The sequence below is a fragment of the Rhabdothermincola sediminis genome, assembly GCF_014805525.1.
Taxonomy (GTDB): domain Bacteria; phylum Actinomycetota; class Acidimicrobiia; order Acidimicrobiales; family Acidimicrobilacustridaceae; genus Rhabdothermincola; species Rhabdothermincola sediminis.
The window spans coordinates 48,837-64,492 of record NZ_JACFSZ010000018.1 but is presented as its reverse complement, the minus strand read 5'-3'; the positions used below and the strand labels follow the sequence as shown (position 1 = coordinate 64,492).

Genomic DNA, 15,656 nt, shown 5'->3' with positions numbered 1-15,656 from the left:
GGCGAGCGACCACCGGGCTTCATCCACCATCAAAGGGGGAATTACGTGAAGATGCGTTCACGCGTTGTGGCTGTCGCCGCAGCGGCCGGCCTCGCTGCCGGCATGCTGGCGTTCGGCACAGGCACGTCCAGCGCTCAGCCGACCGTACTGATCGACTGTGATCACGTCATCGGCAACGGTACGGTCACGCCCGGCATCACCAACGCCTCGCTGCAGCAGAACATCGCCGTGAAGGGCGCCAAGGCGTACACGGCTCCCTGCACCGGTGTGCTGGTGACGGCCCTCAGCCTGGGTGACGCCATCTCGGTCAGCGGCAAGTTCACCACCGACCCGGATCCGAAGAACCCGTTCGTGTCGGGTGGCTTCAGCTGCGATGCGACTGCGACCTCGCCCGACCAGCCTTACCCGCCGTACGGCAAGCTGGCGACCAAGTTCGCTGGCATCAACCCGTTCACGGGCAAGAACTACGCCGCGTCGGCGTTCGTGCGCCTGGGTAGCGACCCGGCCTACCTCGACTCGGCCACGGTGACCGGCATCGTCACCAAGGGCGTCGGCGTCGGCGGTGACGTCAGCGGCGGCTTCCTGCAGCAGCCGGTGGCCACGACCACAGGCCCCGTCACCACCCCGTCCTACCTCGACACCACCCCGAGCGCCGGCGCGGTCGTGCCGCAGATTGGCTCCCTGAACGCCGGCCTCGGCTGCATTGCTGGCACCGATCAGCTCACCGCGGTTGTGTTCGGCACCGACGGTGACAGCCTGCTGAGCCTGCTCGGCCCGACCCCGCCGTTCGACAGCTCGATCATGGTGAGCTTCCCGTGATCGTCTGACCGGACGAAAGGCTCGCACCGCGGGTCTGTGGAGCAGCCCACCCTCCGGGGTGGGCTGCTTCGCGTCCTGGCCATGACGCGCGAGACCGCCCCTGATCACAACCGAACTACGCTGCGCCGACTCCCCGACCTCACGTGACCCGACCGATCCCCGAAGGAGCCCGCCCGATGGTCCCGACCCACCCCCGAGCACGACGCAGGATCGTGCCACTGGCGGCTGCTGCCCTGTTTGTCGTCGCGGCCTGCAACTCCTCCACCGACAAGGGCTACGACCGCGGCGGTTGGGACCAGTCGGCACTGGGGGAGATCACGGCGCTCGCCCAGCAGGTGCAGGGCAGCCCGGTGGGCTGCGAGGGTTTCGGGCCGGAAGCCTGGGAGGCCTACGTCGAGACCTACCGCCGCCTCGGGTGGGCCATGCCCGCTGCACAGGGCAACTGCGAGGGCTCCGGCGAGGATCTCACCTTCTACGGGTTCGCCGACGACGCGGCCCAGCAGCGATGGGTACGAGCCAAGGCCGAGGAGCTTTGCGAGCGCGGCTACCTGGTGGACTGGCGGTTCAGCCTGCCCTACGTCGATGGGGGAACCTGGGTCATCGAGCCCGACTCGCACGAGGTGGCCAACCAGCTCGGTGAGCTGTTCGGCCGGCCGAGCTCGGACATGTGCACCGACGCCGGCTTCGAGCCACCGCCACCCGACGTCACCGTCCCGGCATCAACCTCCATCAACCCGCCGGCGACCGGATCCGGTGCGCCGAGCTAGTCCTCGCCGGCCACGCAGCTCCAGATCAGCGATCGCAGGTTGGCGATCTCGTCCGGTCCCAGCTTGGTCACGTCGTCAACCTCGCTGACGTAGCCGGGGCCGCAGTTCACCGTCCGACCATCGGCATCGGTCACCACCAGCACCACCCCCGGTCGCTCCGGGGGTGAGATCCACACCACCGTGCCCGTCGCCCGGTCGATCTCGAGCGGCACCAGCTTCCCGTCCGGGTAGGCCATCTCCACCGAGCGCACCTCGGGCGGCACCACCACCACCAGCCCGTCATACGGGGTCTGCACCGCATCGGCGTCGACCACGACGGCGATCCGCTGGTCGAGGTCCTCGTCCGGCGACGGTGGGAGCACGCACCGAGCGCCCCCGGGGAACGGGGAGAAGTGCTCACCCACCGGGGTGAGCGGCGGATCGGCCTCCAGACGCCAGCAGGACCCGCCGTTCGTACCCGGCGCCCGCAGCAGCGTCCAGCGCACCCCGGCGGTGGTGCCGGAGCGGACGGCCTCGAAATCACCATCGGGCTTCGACGACGCGAGCTGGGTGGGATCGGCGGTCACGTCGGCCAGCTCCTCGGCGGGGATCGGCTCCACGGTGACCTCGTCACCGTAGGAGAGAACCCGGTAGTCGATCACCCAGCCGGCCCCCTCCACCCGCGCCCGGCGCAGCCGCGCCTGGTCGTCCACCCACAGCTCGGTGCGCCCACCGCCGGCCGACGCGTCGGAACCGGTTCCCACGGCCTGGTACCGGGTCCCTGAGGCGTCCCCCGCCTCCTCGCCGGCGGTGGCTTCGAGCGAGACGTTCGCTTCGCGGAGACGATCGAGCAGCAGGAACGGGTCGTAGGACACCAGCAGCGGGCCGGCGAGGGTGCTGCGCCCGAACCGGGCCCAGGGAGGATCGCTGCTCAGACGCGAAAACAGCGGGACCGCCCGCCTCGCCGCCTCGTCACCGACCGCCACCCGCTCGATGTAGACGTCATCGCCGTTCCAGCGCACCGAAGCGGGGAGCACGGCCTCGGGGGTGAAGACCGGGACGGTGAGCTCCCCTCGAGGAGGCGACGCTCCCACCACCCCTGACAGCTCGCCGCTGCGCTCTCCTTCGGTCACGGTGCCCTCGTAGCGCAAGGTGCCCGCGGCCACGGTGGCCTCCCGGACCTTGGCCATCGCCTGCACCCCCGGCAGGTCCTGCAGCACCGGCTTGCTGCCACCCGAGCAGCCCACCGAACCCCCGAGCAACACGATGGCGGCGATGATCAGCACGACCCGGCGACGCATGGGCGGAGATTCTCGCGCGGACCACCGAGAGCGCCCGGTCACCCACCGCGCGGACGGCGAGCGGCCGGGCACCGGTATGCTGCGGCTTCCCCGCAGACGAGGTGATCCACCCACGATGTCGACCAACCGCAAGCTCGCCATCGGTGCGGCCATCCTGGTGGCGATCGCGGCCGTGATCGCCGTCGCGCTTCTCACCGGTCGCGGTCGCGACGGCGACGGCCAGGCGGCCACCACGACCCTGCCCCCGCCGACCACCTCCACCACGGTCGAGACCACCACCACCACGACCGTCGCGGTGCCGGAGACGACCACGACGCCGACCAGCAGCCCGGTGACCACCGAGGACCCGGCCGAACTGGCGGCGCTGCGCGATGCCTACCGCCAAGGTTTCGAGCAGACCTGCCGGGCGATCTTCGGGCTCAGCCCCGACGGGCAGATGGAGGACCCGGAGGACCCTGGCACGTTCTGGTCCCTCGACGAGTGCTTGTCGGAGATGGACGTCACCACCGGTGAGATCTACGACACCGTCCAGGATGCCTTCGACGGAGGCGTCGAGGACGCCGAGTTCACGGCCGACAGCTTCACCATGTCCGGCCGGCTGTGCTCGAGAACCGGGCGCTGCTGGTCCTCCTGACCCGGAGAGCAGCTCAAGGTCGGGCCTGGATCCGCCGATGGCCTTCGGGGACCACGGAGGCGAGACGTTGCACCAGCCACAGACGATCGACTTGCGCGCCCCACGCACGATCGAGGAGCTCGGCATCCCACTCGCCCTGGTGCAGGACCTCATCCTGCGACGGGCGCTGTTCGAGGGGAGGACCTCCACACTCCAGCTGGCCACCGCGCTCGGCCTGAGCGTGGCGGTCACGTCCAAGGTCATCGAAGACCTCCGGGAACTACGCCACCTGGAGGTCCTCGGTCTCGACGGCTTCGACTACCAGCTCGAGCTCACCCAGCAGGGCCGGGCTGCGGCGATCGAGCGGATGCAGCTGTGCCGCTATGCCGGCGCGGCCCCGGTGGCGCTCGAGCAGTACGTGCAGGTCGTGCGGGCGCAGAGCGCGCACCCGGTGGTGACCCGGGACTCGATGCGTCAGGCCTTCGCGGACCTGGTGGTCAGCGACTGGCTGCTCGACGAGCTCGGTCCGGCGCTACTGACGCCCGGCGCGATCTTCCTGTACGGCCCCCCGGGCACGGGCAAGACGAGCCTGGCCGAGCGGCTGATCCGGGTCCACGGTGACCACGTGTTCATCCCCCGCGCGGTGGAGGTCGACAGCCAGATCATCACCGTCTACGACCCGGTCGTGCACGAGGCCGTGCCGGAGCAGCCGGCCGAACTCGACCCACGCTGGGTGCTCTGCCGCCGGCCGTCGGTCATCGCCGGCGGGGAGTTGACGACCTCGATGATGGACCTCACCTACGAGTCCAGCAACGGGGTCTACCTGGCCCCGATCCAGATGCAGGCCAACAACGGGCTGCTGATCATCGACGACTTCGGGCGCCAGTCGATGACCCCTGAGCAACTCCTCAACCGCTGGATCGTGCCTCTCGACCGCCGGGTCGACTACCTCTCGCTGGCCTACGGCGTGCGGTTCGAGATCCCCTTCGACGTGAAGGTGGTGTTCTCCACCAACCTGGAGCCGGCCAGCCTGGGCGACGAGGCATTCTTCCGGCGGATCCAGAACAAGATCCTCGTCCCCTCGATCGACGACGCGGAGTTCGACGTCGTGCTGCGCAGCGCGGCGGCCAGATACGGCATCGCCATCGAGCCCGGGGCCGAGGAGTACCTGCGCGAGGTGAGCCGCCGCCACGGAGACGGTGACCTGCGCCCCTACCTCCCCCACGAGGTGTGCAAGATCCTGCGCGCCGTGTGCGCGTACCGCGGGGAGCCACCGGTGCTCGACCGGAGCAACGTGGACCGGGTGGTCGGCATCTACTTCACCCACGCAACCCGTGAACGGGCTGCGAGCAGTGGCAACGGCCACCCGGGCTCCCCCGGTGGGCCGCAACCACCGCCGATGACCACGCTGCCCGCCTTGAGTGCCTCCGACACCGTTCGTTAGCGTTCGCGCATGCCCCGGCGCCCTCCGGGGGGCCGCACCCCTCCCGATCCCCCGACTCCCCGGGCTGGGATCGCACCGGGCCGGCAGCCGCCACGTTCGCCGGAGACCACTGCGGCCCGCCTCCCGCCCGTCGCCTGGGCTGGGCTGGCGACGATCGCCGTGGCCCTGTTCGCCACCGCGATGGTGGTCGGCACCCGCTACGGGTACCACCGCGACGAGCTGTACTTCATGGCCTGCGGGCAGCGATTGGCCTGGGGCTACGTCGACCAGCCCCCTTTCACCCCTGCGGTGGCCAGGCTCGCCAGCGAGGTGTTCGGCAACTCCTTGCCGGGGCTGCGGGTCTTCCCCGCCCTCGCCGGCGTCGCGGTGCTGGTGCTCATCGCCTTGCTCGTGCGTGAGCTCGGTGGTGGCCGGCGAGCACAGCTCCTCGCGGCCGGCACCGCGGCGCTGATCCCCCTGTTCCACACCCCCGCGATGGTGCTGAGCACCACGTCGTTCGACCTGGTGGTGTGGGGCGCGTGCCTCGTGCTGGCGGCCCGCATGCTTCGCACCGGCGACGACCGGCTCTGGCTGGCCATCGGCGCGGTGGCAGGGGTGGGGCTGCTCAACAAGCACGCCGTGGTGTTCCTCGCCCTCGGTCTCGTCGTCGGGTTGCTGTTGTCCGCCCGGCGGTCGCTGCTCGTGCGACCCACTGCCCTCGCCGGCGGCGTGCTCGCGCTGGCCATCTGGGCGCCGAACCTGTGGTGGCAGGCACGGCACGGCTGGCCCGTCTTCGAGATGAGCGAGGCGCTGCAAGCCAAGAACGCCAGCGCGCTCGGCATCTTGCTGTGCCTCCCGGGTGTGCTGGTGCTGACGGGTGTCACCTCCCTGGTGATCTGGGGCCCGGGGCTGTGGTGGCTGGTGCGGGCTCGGGACGCCGCCAGCTTCCGCGCCCTCGGCGGTCTGGCGCTGCTCGTCACCGTCTCGATGACGTTCCTGGGCGGCAAGTCCTACTACCTGGCGCCGGTGGTCTTCGTCCTGCTCGCCGCCGGTGCGATCGTGATCGAGCGCCAGGACGCCGTCCTGCGTCGAGTGGCCGTCGCTGCTGCAGTGGCCGCCGGGGTGTTCACCTTGCCGTTCTCGGTCCCGGTGCTCCCGGCCGATGCGCTCGGCCCGATCATCAGTGTGAACGCGGAGTTCGGGGAGATGTACGGCTGGCCCGAGCTGACCGACCAGCTCGCCGACGCCTACCGCCGGCTCGCCCCCGCCGAGCGGGCCCACGCGGTGGTCCTCACCGCGAACTACGGCGAGCACGGCGCGGTGGTGCACTACGGGGGTGGTCGGGGCCTGCCCGAGCCCTACAGCGGCCACAACGACCTGTGGTGGTGGGGACCTCCGCCGGCGACGACCACCGCGGTGGTCGCGGTCGGGCTCCCACCGGAGACGCTGAGCCAGCACTTCCGCTCGGTGGAGGTGGTGGGGTTCGTCACCAACCCGGCCGGTCTGGACAACGAGGAGGCCGGGCAGCCGATCATCCTCGCTCGCGGCCCGCTGGCCGGCTGGGACAGCATCTGGCCGGCCCTGCGTCGCTACGGCTGAACCCGGCGGTCACCCGCTGAGCGCGCCGTGGAGGGCGCTGCTCAGGGCCACGAACTCCTCCAGCTCGGCCGGCGCGAGCACCCCGAGCACCCGGCCCATCATGGCGTCAGTGGCCGCTTCGGCGGACGCCCACGACTCCGCCACGCCAGCCACGTCGGGGTACGGCTCGGGCCACCCGAAGATGCCGGCCATGTGCGGGGTCCTCACCAGCACCGCTTCCAGTGGCGCCAGCCCGCTGGAGAGCACCGCCGCGCCGTGCAGCGCCGCCCGGAGCTCCCGCAAGCCGTTCATGCGATGCACCGCCAGCGCTCTGGCGTCATCGACCGGCGGCTCCTCGAGCGCCCGCCACCCGGCGAACAGCGGCGCCCCTGCCGGGCTCGCCGCCTCGACCACCTGCCCGGCGAGCGCCGCCAGCCGAACGGCGTCGAAGTCGTCGGGCACGTGGTCCCGCGCCCAGTCGTGGCACGCCGCCACCCAGGCCGCGGCCGCGTCGCGGCGTGACATCACCGAGGCACTGGCCTCCCACATCCGGCGCACCGACGGCGGGTGGAAGAACACGAAGGCCGCGGCCACGACATCCGCGTCGACCTCACCCAGCGCGGACCCTCGACCGGCCACGTAGAAGTCCATGCCGTCGAAGCCCAGCTCTGCTCCCCTCGCGTAGGTGCTCGGGGCCAGCATGAACAGGCTCGAGATCCCGCCGACCGCATCGGCCGAGGCTCGCGCTGCGTCTTCCGGAGTCATGGACCGGCATCTTACGGAACGCTCATGCCTCGGCGGCTCGGGCGGGGCCCTCAGCGTCCCGTGACCGACCAGTGCCAGGGCTCGCTCGGGAGGTTGATGAAGCCGAAGCGCCCCGCGTTGGCGGCCATCCACTGGAAGGCCGGGCTGTCACGGCTCACGATCGCCCGACCGTTCCAGGTGAAGTCGACCGCCAGGCCCCGCTCGTGCATCGAGGTCCCGGGAATGGCGGTCGGTGGCGTACACAGGCTGGCCGGCATCTCGTAGATCGCATAGGCGCTGGCGCCGCAGTTCTGGCGCCGCAGGGCGATCTGCTGGTTGATGTCTCGGTAGCCGCTCCCACCCAGGACGAACCCGTCCGCGACCGCCGCGGCGAGCAGCGCTTCCAGCTGGTCCGCGATCGATGCGGCCACGGTAATGCCGCGCACGGTGCGCAGGGGCGGCGTGCTGAGGGGAGGTGGGGGAGGTGGGGGTGGTGGCGAGGTCGTGGGCGGGCCTGCAGGTGGCGACGGTGCGGGGGGTGTCGTGCTCGGTGGTGTCGGGCCCGGCTGCTGCGGTGGCGCCCCACCGGGGTCCGACGGTGGCGTGGGCTCGGGGTTGGTGGCCCGCAGGCGTTCAGCCATCGCGAGCTGCTCCGCCCGGATCTGGGCTGCGAGCTCCGCGTCGATCGCCGCCAGCGCGTCCGCCTCGGCGAGCTTGGCGCTCAGCCGTTCGTCGACGCTGGCCGCGAACTGCTTCTGGCGGGCACGTGCTGCTTCGTAGTCGGCGAGCCGGCGCTCGGCGTCCGCCGCCTGCTCCTCGGCTTCGGCCTTGGCCTGCTCGGCGGCGTGCCGCTCCTGCTCGAGTTCTCGTTGGGCAGCCCGCAACTGGTCGATCAGATCGCTGGCGCGCACCGCTCGAGTCGAGAGCAGTGCTTCCTTCTCCGCAGCCTGGGTGGCGGTGTCGGCCTTGAGACGATCGAGGAGGTCGTGCCCCGGCGGCTCGACGTACGCCTCGACGGCCACCTGGGCCATGCGGGACCGCAGCGCGTCGACCTCCTGGGCCTTCCGGTCGGCAGAGGCCTGCGCCTCCCACCAACGCTTCACGGCCTCGTCTGCGTTCCGGCGGGCATCAGCCAGCCTGCCCTGCTCGGCTCGCACGTTGGCCTCGATGTCGCGCAAGGCCCGGTCGATGGCCACATCGTCGGCCTGGAGGGTGTCGATCTGCAGCGCGAGCTCGGCCCGCTGGCTGCGTACCCGTTCACGCTCGCTCGCTGCATCAGCGCTTCGGGCTGCGGCCGGCGGGGGCGCCACCGGGGCCGTGACCAGCAGGCCCACGAGCACGCCCACCACCACCAGCGGGCCGCGCGGCACGCGGGAGGTCCACGACACAAGCCGGTTCGCCGGGGGGCGTGGCGGCATCGCTTCCTCCTCGTGCTCGCACTCGACCGGAGAGAGCAACCCCTCGTGCGCCACGGAGCACGGCCCACGACCCGCCCGCAGGTCGTCCTAGGTTAGTTCATCGGCACCTCCGGGGGAAGGGTTGAGCCGGTCACCACCAGGCATCACGAGCCCCCGGGGGCGAGCGGGTTCGGCCCGCACCGGCGGAGCGGGGCGCCACCCTCCACTAGCGTGCGGTCATGCTCCTGGATCGCTTCCGTCTCGACGATCACGCCGCCATCATCACCGGTGCTGGCCGAGGAATCGGCAGGGCCTGTGCCCTCGCCTTGGCCGAGCAGGGTGCAGACGTGGTGCTCACCGCCCGCACCGAATCCCAGCTCGACGAGGTGGCCACAGCGGTGGCCGCCCTCGGCCGGCGAGCGATCGTGGTTCCCGCCGACGTGAGCGACACCTCCACCCTCAGCGGGGTCGTCGATGCCGCGATCGCTGAGCTCGGCCGGATCGACATCGTGGTCAACAATGCCGGCGGGACCGAGCCTCGGGCCTTGCTCGATACCTCCGAGCGATTCCTCGAGTCCGCGTTCCACTTCAACGTGAGCACCGCGTTCACCCTCACCAAGCTGGCCGTGCCCCACATGCTCGCGGCCGGCGGCGGTTCCGTGGTGAACATCTCCTCGACGATGGGCCGGCTGACCGCTCGGGGCTTCGCCGCTTACGGCACCGCGAAGGCCGCGCTGGCACACCTCACCCGGTTGATGGCGGCCGATCTCGCGCCGCGGATCCGGGTCAACGCGGTGGCTGTCGGGTCCACCGCCACCTCGGCCCTCGAGGTGGTGCTCACCAACGACGAGCTACGTGAAGCCATGATCGCCAAGACCCCCCTCAAGCGCCTCGGTGAGCCGGAGGACATCGCGCTGGCGGTGCTCTACCTGGCCAGCGCTGCCGGCTCCTACCTGACAGGCAAGGTCCTCGAGGTGGACGGCGGCATCGAGACCCCGAACTTCGACCTGGGCCTACCCGATCTCTGACCGTCGTCCTCAGGTGGTGCGAGCGAGCTGCTCCTCCACCTCCCGTGCCGCCCGTTCGCCGGATTCGATGGCTCCTTCCATGTAGCCGGTCCATACCAGGGCGGTCTCGGTGCCGGCCCAGTGGATCGGGCCCACCGGCCGGCGCAACGCCGGCCCGAACTGGGTGAGCACCCCTGGCGGGAGGTGGGCCCCGTAGCAGCCCCGGGTCCACTCCTCCGCCTGCCAGTCGTGCGCGACGAACTCGACCGTGCGCCGGGCCCGATTGCCGAAGAAGCGCGCCAGCGACTCCACCACCTCCGCCCGCAGCTCGGCGGAGGAGACCCGGCCGAGCTCCACCGCGGCACGCCCCTCGACGAAGGCGAGCAACACTCCTGGACTCCCCCCGGGCGGCGAGTTGTCGAACGTCACCTTCACCGGCGGCTGACTGGTGGCGACCTGGCCGTTGAGCCCGTCGTGCCGCCAGAACGGCTCGTCATAGAGAACCTGGCACTTGATCACCGCGCCGGCGGGCATCCGCTGGGTGAGCTGGTCACGATCAGCCGGCAGCGGTGGTGAGTAGGCGATACGCCCGGCCAGTGTCGGTGGCACCGCGATGATCGCTCGGCGGGCCCGCACGGTGAGACCGTCGGCCACCACCCGCACGCCGCCGCCCGGGCCAACGTCCGTCCCGTGATCGATGCGGCGCACGGGGTGACCGAGGCGGATCCGCTCATCCAGCTCGGTGGCCAACCCGATCGCGAGCTGCTGCGCGCCACCGTCGAGCCGGTCCTGCTGTGCGCCGCCCCGGGTGCCGATGAGTCGGTCCACACCCTGGCCAGCGTGGATGTACGCCAGCGCGTGCAGCAGGGAGAACGACGAGGCATCGGCCGCGAAGACGGCCTCGGCGATGATGCGGAAGTACTCGCGCCCTCCAGCGGTGCGGGCACTGCGCCGGATCCAGGACTCGAAGGTCATCGAGTCCCAGGCTGGGGCCTTCGGTGCGGCCCAGGGCCGGTCGAGGGGCACCTTGCGAGCGAGGCGGTCGAGCCGCAGCTGGGCCTGGAGCGCATCGGCCAGGACGTGCGGGGGCAGCTTCGGCACCGATCCGCGGAAGCGAGCCAGGGTGGGCCCGATCCCCGCCAGGCTGTCGCCAGAAGTCCAGGTGGGGAAGCTCGACAGGCCGAGCTCGGCCACGAGGGCCAGCACCCGATCCTGTCCCGGTCCCACCCACTGGCCACCGAGATCGAGCACGACGCCCTCTCCGACGTCCCGGGAGAGCGTGCGGCCGCCGACCCGGTCACGGGCCTCCACCACGAGGACCTCCCGGCCCGAGCGGCGAAGGCGCCGGGCCGCTGACAGGCCGGCCAGACCGGCTCCCACCACCACCACGTCGGTGTCGAGCTGCTCCACCCCGGCATCATCGCGCCCGTCACCTCGCCCTTCCCGCGGCTAGAGGGGATCGGCACCAATGCCGGGATCAGCGCCCGGCGGGCCGATCAAGACCGCGATCGGGTCCCCTCGCAACCGGGCGGTCGTGATCGCCTGCCACAGCCCGTCATCCACCCCCTCGATGCCCCGGGCCTCACGGATGTCTCCCCCCGACACCGCCGCGTCCGCCAGGTCATCCCTGCCCGCCGCGCGGAGCTGGCTGGCGAGGCGCTCCTGCGCCGACACCAGCCACGCCCGCTGCTCGGTCGTGAGCGGGTCCCAGCGGGCGATCTCCTCGAGCGTGCCGCTGGCGACAGGACCTTGCTCCATCTCGGTCACCGCGGATCCCATCACCACCCACACCACGTACTGGGGCGGGTGATCGCTGGCTCGGCGCGACTCGCCGAACTTGAACACCAGATCGTCGTCGACGACGACGGGGACCCCGGCCCGCTCGAGCTGCAGTCTCAGGGCGTCCCCCACCGAGGCGTCGCGGGTACCCCGGAACCGCACCAGCGCCGGCCCCGGCCGGGGTGCACGCGCCACGAGCTCACCGACGACGGGCTCCACTTGCACGTACCACTCGCCGTCGGGCGTACCCACCCGGTCCACGCCATCGATCGTCCGCACCGAGAACCCGAGCGCGGCTGCGAGCGCGCCGACAGCCAGCACCGCTCCGGCGCGAAGCTGCCGGCTCCTGCCCTGGCTCGGGTGGCGGAGCAGCACGCTCGAACACCCGCACCACAGCGACCAGGCGATCGAGACCCACCAGAGCGCGCCAATCACCCACCACCAGCGGATCAGGTAGTTGTAGACGTCGCCCGTGATCCGCGAGACCGAGAGCACTCCGGCGACCGCGGCCACGGCCACGACCGCTTGAAACCGCAGCGCGGCCAACGATCGACTCCGCCACGCCACCCACGCCGCGAACCCGAAGGCCAACGCCGGCACCAGCAGCGCCGGCATCGGGGCCGATTCCACCGATCCGTCGGCGGGAGCCACGATCTCCCGGCCACCCATCCACGGAGCCACCTCGCCCAGCTCACGGGCCGCGATCCCCACCGCCCGCCCCAGTCCGGCCGTGGCCTCGCCACCGCGCCCGAAGTAGCTCAGCAGCGCCGAGACGTTGCCCGTTCCGGCCACCTGGTCGGCCAGGACCGGCGCCCAGATGAGCGCGAGCAGCACTCCTGCCACCACCAGGAAGCGGGCCCGCCGGCGCCCCCGGTCCCGTGACGCCAGCACGAAGCCCACGCCGGCCACGACCCACAACACCCCGACCAGCAGCGCGAAGCCCACGTGGCTCTGGACGAGGAACGAACCGACCACCACCGACGCCACGAGTGCGGCGCCGTCACCTTCGACCGCGGACCAGCACAGCATCACCAGCAGGGCGAACGGCAGAACCGTCACCGATGGGTTCCACGGATCGCGCAGGAACGACGGACCGAGGTGGGTCATCACCAACGCGAGCGCGACAGCCGTTCCCCCCAGCAGGACGGACCCTCCTCGCCGCCAGGCCACCACCGCCATCCCCGCCGCTGCCAGCGCGTTCACGATGGCGGCCGCGAACAGCAGCGAGCCGGACGCCGAGCCCGAGAGTCGGTACGGAACCGCGAGCAGCCAGAACAGCAACGGTCCCGGATGGTTCCAGCCGAATCGCGAGTACGGACCGGTCAGCGGGGTCGCGCTGGTCGCGACATCGCGGGTGCGCAGCTCCAGCAGCGCCCAGTCGCCGGCCGGCAGCCAGTCCCTCCGCAACCCGGCCAGGCCCGACACCAGCACCGGGGCCACGACGATCGCGACCACGAGGAGCCCGAACAGTCCCGGCCAGTGGTCGCGCGCCCAGGTTCCGGCACGCTTAGTCGAGGAAAACACGCCGTTCGCGCGATCACTCGACGACGTCGCCGCCGCGACGCTCCATCTCGCGGGTCACGTCCTCCTCGGTGATGGGCTTCTGCCCGTACACCGTCCAGGCGTGCATGGCCAGACCGAAACCCCAACCACCGATGATGAAGATGGGCCAGAAGAAGTTGGCTCCCGTCGCCGCCCAGATCAAGACGAGGAAGGCGTTCACGACCACGTAGCTGACGAGGTTGGTACGCAAGTCGCGCTTGGCCTTCAGCCGGTGGATCGCCGCGTCACGGCGGGGATCGGTGTCGCTCATCTCGCCATCTTGCCATCAGGCCTACAGCGAGAGCACCGTCCGGATGCCACGGGCCTGGCGCAGGTCGTCGACCGCCTCGTTGACCTCGGCGAGAGGACGGCGGGAGGTGACCAGCCCGTCGAGATCGAGGCGCCCGGCCTGCCACAGTGCGACCAAGCGGGGGATGTCGCGCGCTGCGTGCACGCTGCCGAGCAGCGATCCGACGAGCTTCTTCTCCGTGGTCTGGAACAGCGCGACCGGTGAGATGGTGAGCGGCTCGTCGATCGGGGGGACACCCACGATGACCGTGGTGCCACCGGCGCGGGTGGCCTGGAGGCAGGTCTCGAGCAGCGCCACCTTCCCGGCGGCCTCGAACGCGTAGTCGGCGCCGATGCCGCCGGTGAGCTCGAGCGCCGCGGCGACCACGTCGGTCTGGGCGGGGTCGAGCTCGTCGGTGGCGCCGAAACGGCGAGCTGCCTCGCGCCGGGCAGCCACCGGGTCGCTCACCACGATCCGGCCCGCGCCGGCGAGCACCGCGCCCTGCACGATCGACAGGCCCACCCCACCGAGGCCCGTCACGAGCACGGTGGCACCGGGCTCCACCTTCGCGGTGTTGATCACCGCGCCGACCCCGGTCTGCACGGCGCAGCCGATCACACAGGCCACATCCAGCGGGACTCCCTCGGGGATCCGCACCGCGGCCGCCTCCTGCACCGTGACCAGCTCACCGAAGGCTCCCACGCCGAGCCCCCGGTACAGCAGGCCGCCCTGCCGACTGAGGCGGGTGCCACCGTCGGGCAGGGTGCTGGTCATCAAGCCCGAGCTGTTCACGCAGATGCTGAACTCCCCCCGCTGGCACCAGTAACAGGACCCGCACGGCGGGCACGCGGTGAGCACGACCGGGTCGCCCGGCGCGACGACACGAACCCCCGCTCCCACCTCCTCGACGACCCCTGCCGCTTCGTGGCCGAGGATGCTCGGCACGGGGGCGGGGAGCAGACCGTCGACGACGCTGAGATCGGAATGGCACACGCCACAGTGGTGGACCCGGACCCGCACCTCGCCGGCGGCCGGGGGCTCGATCTCCACGTCGTCGTAGATGCGAAGCGGTTGGCCGTACGCCTCCAGGACAGCGGCACGCATGGTTCGACCCTAGCCAGCCCGGGCCCGAGCCGTGGTGGGTGTGAAGGTCAGCGGCAGCTCCTCCAGGCCTCGCAGGACGATGCGGTTGTTCCAGCGGGGCTGATCGGTGGCGAGGTCCAGGTCGGGGAATCGCCGCACCAGCGTGCCGATGGCCACCTGGCCTTCCAGCCGGGCGAGTGCGGCGCCCAGGCAGTGGTGGATGCCGCTCCCGAACGCCAGGTGCCGGCCCGCGGTCGCACGGCGCACATCGAGCTGGTCCGCATCAGGGCCGAACACGGCCGGGTCGTGATTCGCCGAACCCAGGCAGGTCATGACGAACCGGCCCGGCTCGATGACCCGATCGCCGAAACGGACCTCTTCCAGTGTGATCCGGCGTGAGAACTGCACCGGACTGTCGTAACGGAGGAGCTCGTCCACCGCGTTGGCATCGAGCGAGTGATCGCGCTGCAGCAGCTCGAGCTGGGAACGGTTCCGCAGCAGGGCCAGCACCCCGTTGCCGATGAGGTTGACGGTGGTCTCGTGTCCGGCGACGAACAGGAGGCTGACCTGGTCCGTGAGCTCCTCCGAGGAGAGCACGTCGCCGTCCTCCTCAGCGGTGATCAGCGCGGAGAGAAGGTCCTCGGCCAAGTGGTCCCGCTTCCAGCGGATCACCTCGGCGATGTGGTCGAACATGTGCTCCGCGGCCGTCACCGCCGACCTCATCTCCTCGGGTGTGAGGATGGGGTCCAGCATCTTGACCATCGCGTGCGACCACTCGCGGAGCTGGAGGCGATCGGCTTCGGGCATGCCCAGCATCTCCGAGATCACGGTGAACGGGAGCGGGAACGCGAGGTCGGCGATGAGATCCATTCGCCCCTCGGTCGTGACCTCGTCGAGGAACTCGTCGACCAGCTCCTGCACCGTTCCCCGGAGCTGCTCGACGCGGCGCGGCGTGAACACCTTCGACATCAGGCTGCGCAGTCGGGTGTGGTCGGGGGGGTCAACGAAGAGGATGCCCGTGCTCTCCCGAGGGCTGCGATCCGGGAACAGCTCCTGGAACATCCGTAGTCGCTCGGCCCGGGCCTCGGTGGACAGCTCGTGTTCGTTCGCGAAGTCCACACTGGTGCGGGGGTTGCGCAGGAGCGCGAAGCAGTCGTCGTAGTCGAAGAGCATCCACAGGCCCAAGGGACTCAGGTGGACCGGGTCCTGCTCTCGGAGCTGCAGGTACTGGTTATACGGGTCATCGAAGAACCCCGGCTCGAATGGGTTGAACACGACGGGCATGGCCAGTCCCCTTTCCGGCGAAGCCGACCCTAGCCCTGCCAAGATCAGGCC

The 15,656-nt window shown here is 71.0% G+C and carries 14 protein-coding genes; 6 read left to right on the top strand and 8 right to left on the bottom strand.

All coding sequences use genetic code 11. The annotated features are described in order from the left end of the window. Positions 1-66 precede the first annotated feature (66 nt). Both HZF19_RS13895 and HZF19_RS13890 read left to right on the top strand, forming a co-directional pair. Positions 67-819: a hypothetical protein gene (locus tag HZF19_RS13895; RefSeq protein ID WP_208029394.1), complete on the top strand. Its 753-nt coding sequence runs from the start codon at positions 67-69 to the stop codon at positions 817-819. Between the two features lie 176 nt (positions 820-995). Next, positions 996-1,586: a hypothetical protein gene (locus tag HZF19_RS13890; RefSeq protein ID WP_208029393.1), complete on the top strand. Its 591-nt coding sequence runs from the start codon at positions 996-998 to the stop codon at positions 1,584-1,586. On the opposite strand, the gene HZF19_RS13885 is transcribed toward HZF19_RS13890, so the two are convergent. Next, entirely contained in the window at positions 1,583-2,866 is a 1,284-nt protein-coding gene (locus tag HZF19_RS13885; protein ID WP_208029392.1) for a hypothetical protein, read from the bottom strand. The genes HZF19_RS13890 and HZF19_RS13885 overlap by 4 nt on opposite strands. A gap of 115 nt (positions 2,867-2,981) precedes the next feature. On the opposite strand from HZF19_RS13885, the gene HZF19_RS13880 reads away from it, so the two are divergent. From HZF19_RS13880 to HZF19_RS13870, 3 genes are read left to right on the top strand one after another with little or no spacing between them, the layout of a single operon-like run. Further along, positions 2,982-3,500, top strand: a complete 519-nt coding sequence (locus HZF19_RS13880) for a hypothetical protein (RefSeq protein ID WP_208029391.1) — start codon at positions 2,982-2,984, stop codon at positions 3,498-3,500. 37 nt (positions 3,501-3,537) lie between these two features. After that, positions 3,538-4,923, top strand: a complete 1,386-nt coding sequence (locus tag HZF19_RS13875; RefSeq protein ID WP_208029390.1) for a DUF8689 domain-containing protein — start codon at positions 3,538-3,540, stop codon at positions 4,921-4,923. Between the two features lie 9 nt (positions 4,924-4,932). Beyond that, positions 4,933-6,501, top strand: a complete 1,569-nt coding sequence (locus HZF19_RS13870; RefSeq protein ID WP_208029389.1) for an ArnT family glycosyltransferase — start codon at positions 4,933-4,935, stop codon at positions 6,499-6,501. 9 nt (positions 6,502-6,510) lie between these two features. Here the strand turns inward: HZF19_RS13870 and HZF19_RS13865 are convergent, their stop codons facing one another. Both HZF19_RS13865 and HZF19_RS17270 read right to left on the bottom strand, forming a co-directional pair. Next, on the bottom strand, positions 6,511-7,245 hold the full coding sequence (locus HZF19_RS13865) for an SCO6745 family protein (protein WP_208029388.1): 735 nt from the start codon (positions 7,243-7,245) through the stop codon (positions 6,511-6,513). 50 nt (positions 7,246-7,295) lie between these two features. Further along, positions 7,296-8,594, bottom strand: coding sequence for a D-alanyl-D-alanine carboxypeptidase family protein (locus tag HZF19_RS17270; protein WP_208029387.1), 1,299 nt, complete (start codon positions 8,592-8,594; stop codon positions 7,296-7,298). A gap of 266 nt (positions 8,595-8,860) precedes the next feature. On the opposite strand from HZF19_RS17270, the gene HZF19_RS13855 reads away from it, so the two are divergent. Continuing rightward, positions 8,861-9,649 (top strand): SDR family oxidoreductase, encoded by a 789-nt coding sequence (locus HZF19_RS13855; protein WP_208029386.1) that lies wholly within the window; start codon positions 8,861-8,863, stop codon positions 9,647-9,649. Positions 9,650-9,658: 9 nt separating this feature from the next. Here HZF19_RS13855 and HZF19_RS13850 read toward each other — a convergent pair whose 3' ends face one another. Genes HZF19_RS13850 through HZF19_RS13830 form a run of 5 tightly spaced genes read right to left on the bottom strand, consistent with a single transcriptional unit; the run spans position 9,659 to position 15,605 of the window. Beyond that, a complete protein-coding gene (locus HZF19_RS13850; protein ID WP_208029385.1) occupies positions 9,659-11,038 on the bottom strand; it encodes a flavin monoamine oxidase family protein in 1,380 nt (459 codons plus the stop codon). Between the two features lie 39 nt (positions 11,039-11,077). Next, on the bottom strand, positions 11,078-12,931 hold the full coding sequence (locus HZF19_RS13845) for a hypothetical protein (protein ID WP_208029384.1): 1,854 nt from the start codon (positions 12,929-12,931) through the stop codon (positions 11,078-11,080). 13 nt (positions 12,932-12,944) lie between these two features. Then, positions 12,945-13,220 carry a 2TM domain-containing protein gene (locus tag HZF19_RS13840; RefSeq protein WP_208029383.1) on the bottom strand — a complete coding sequence of 92 codons (276 nt, stop codon included), beginning with the start codon at positions 13,218-13,220 and terminating at the stop codon, positions 12,945-12,947. A 21-nt stretch (positions 13,221-13,241) separates the two neighbouring features. Beyond that, positions 13,242-14,342 (bottom strand): Zn-dependent alcohol dehydrogenase, encoded by a 1,101-nt coding sequence (locus tag HZF19_RS13835; RefSeq protein WP_208029382.1) that lies wholly within the window; start codon positions 14,340-14,342, stop codon positions 13,242-13,244. 9 nt (positions 14,343-14,351) lie between these two features. Continuing rightward, a complete protein-coding gene (locus HZF19_RS13830; protein ID WP_208029381.1) occupies positions 14,352-15,605 on the bottom strand; it encodes a cytochrome P450 in 1,254 nt (417 codons plus the stop codon). Between the last annotated feature and the right edge of the window lie 51 nt (positions 15,606-15,656).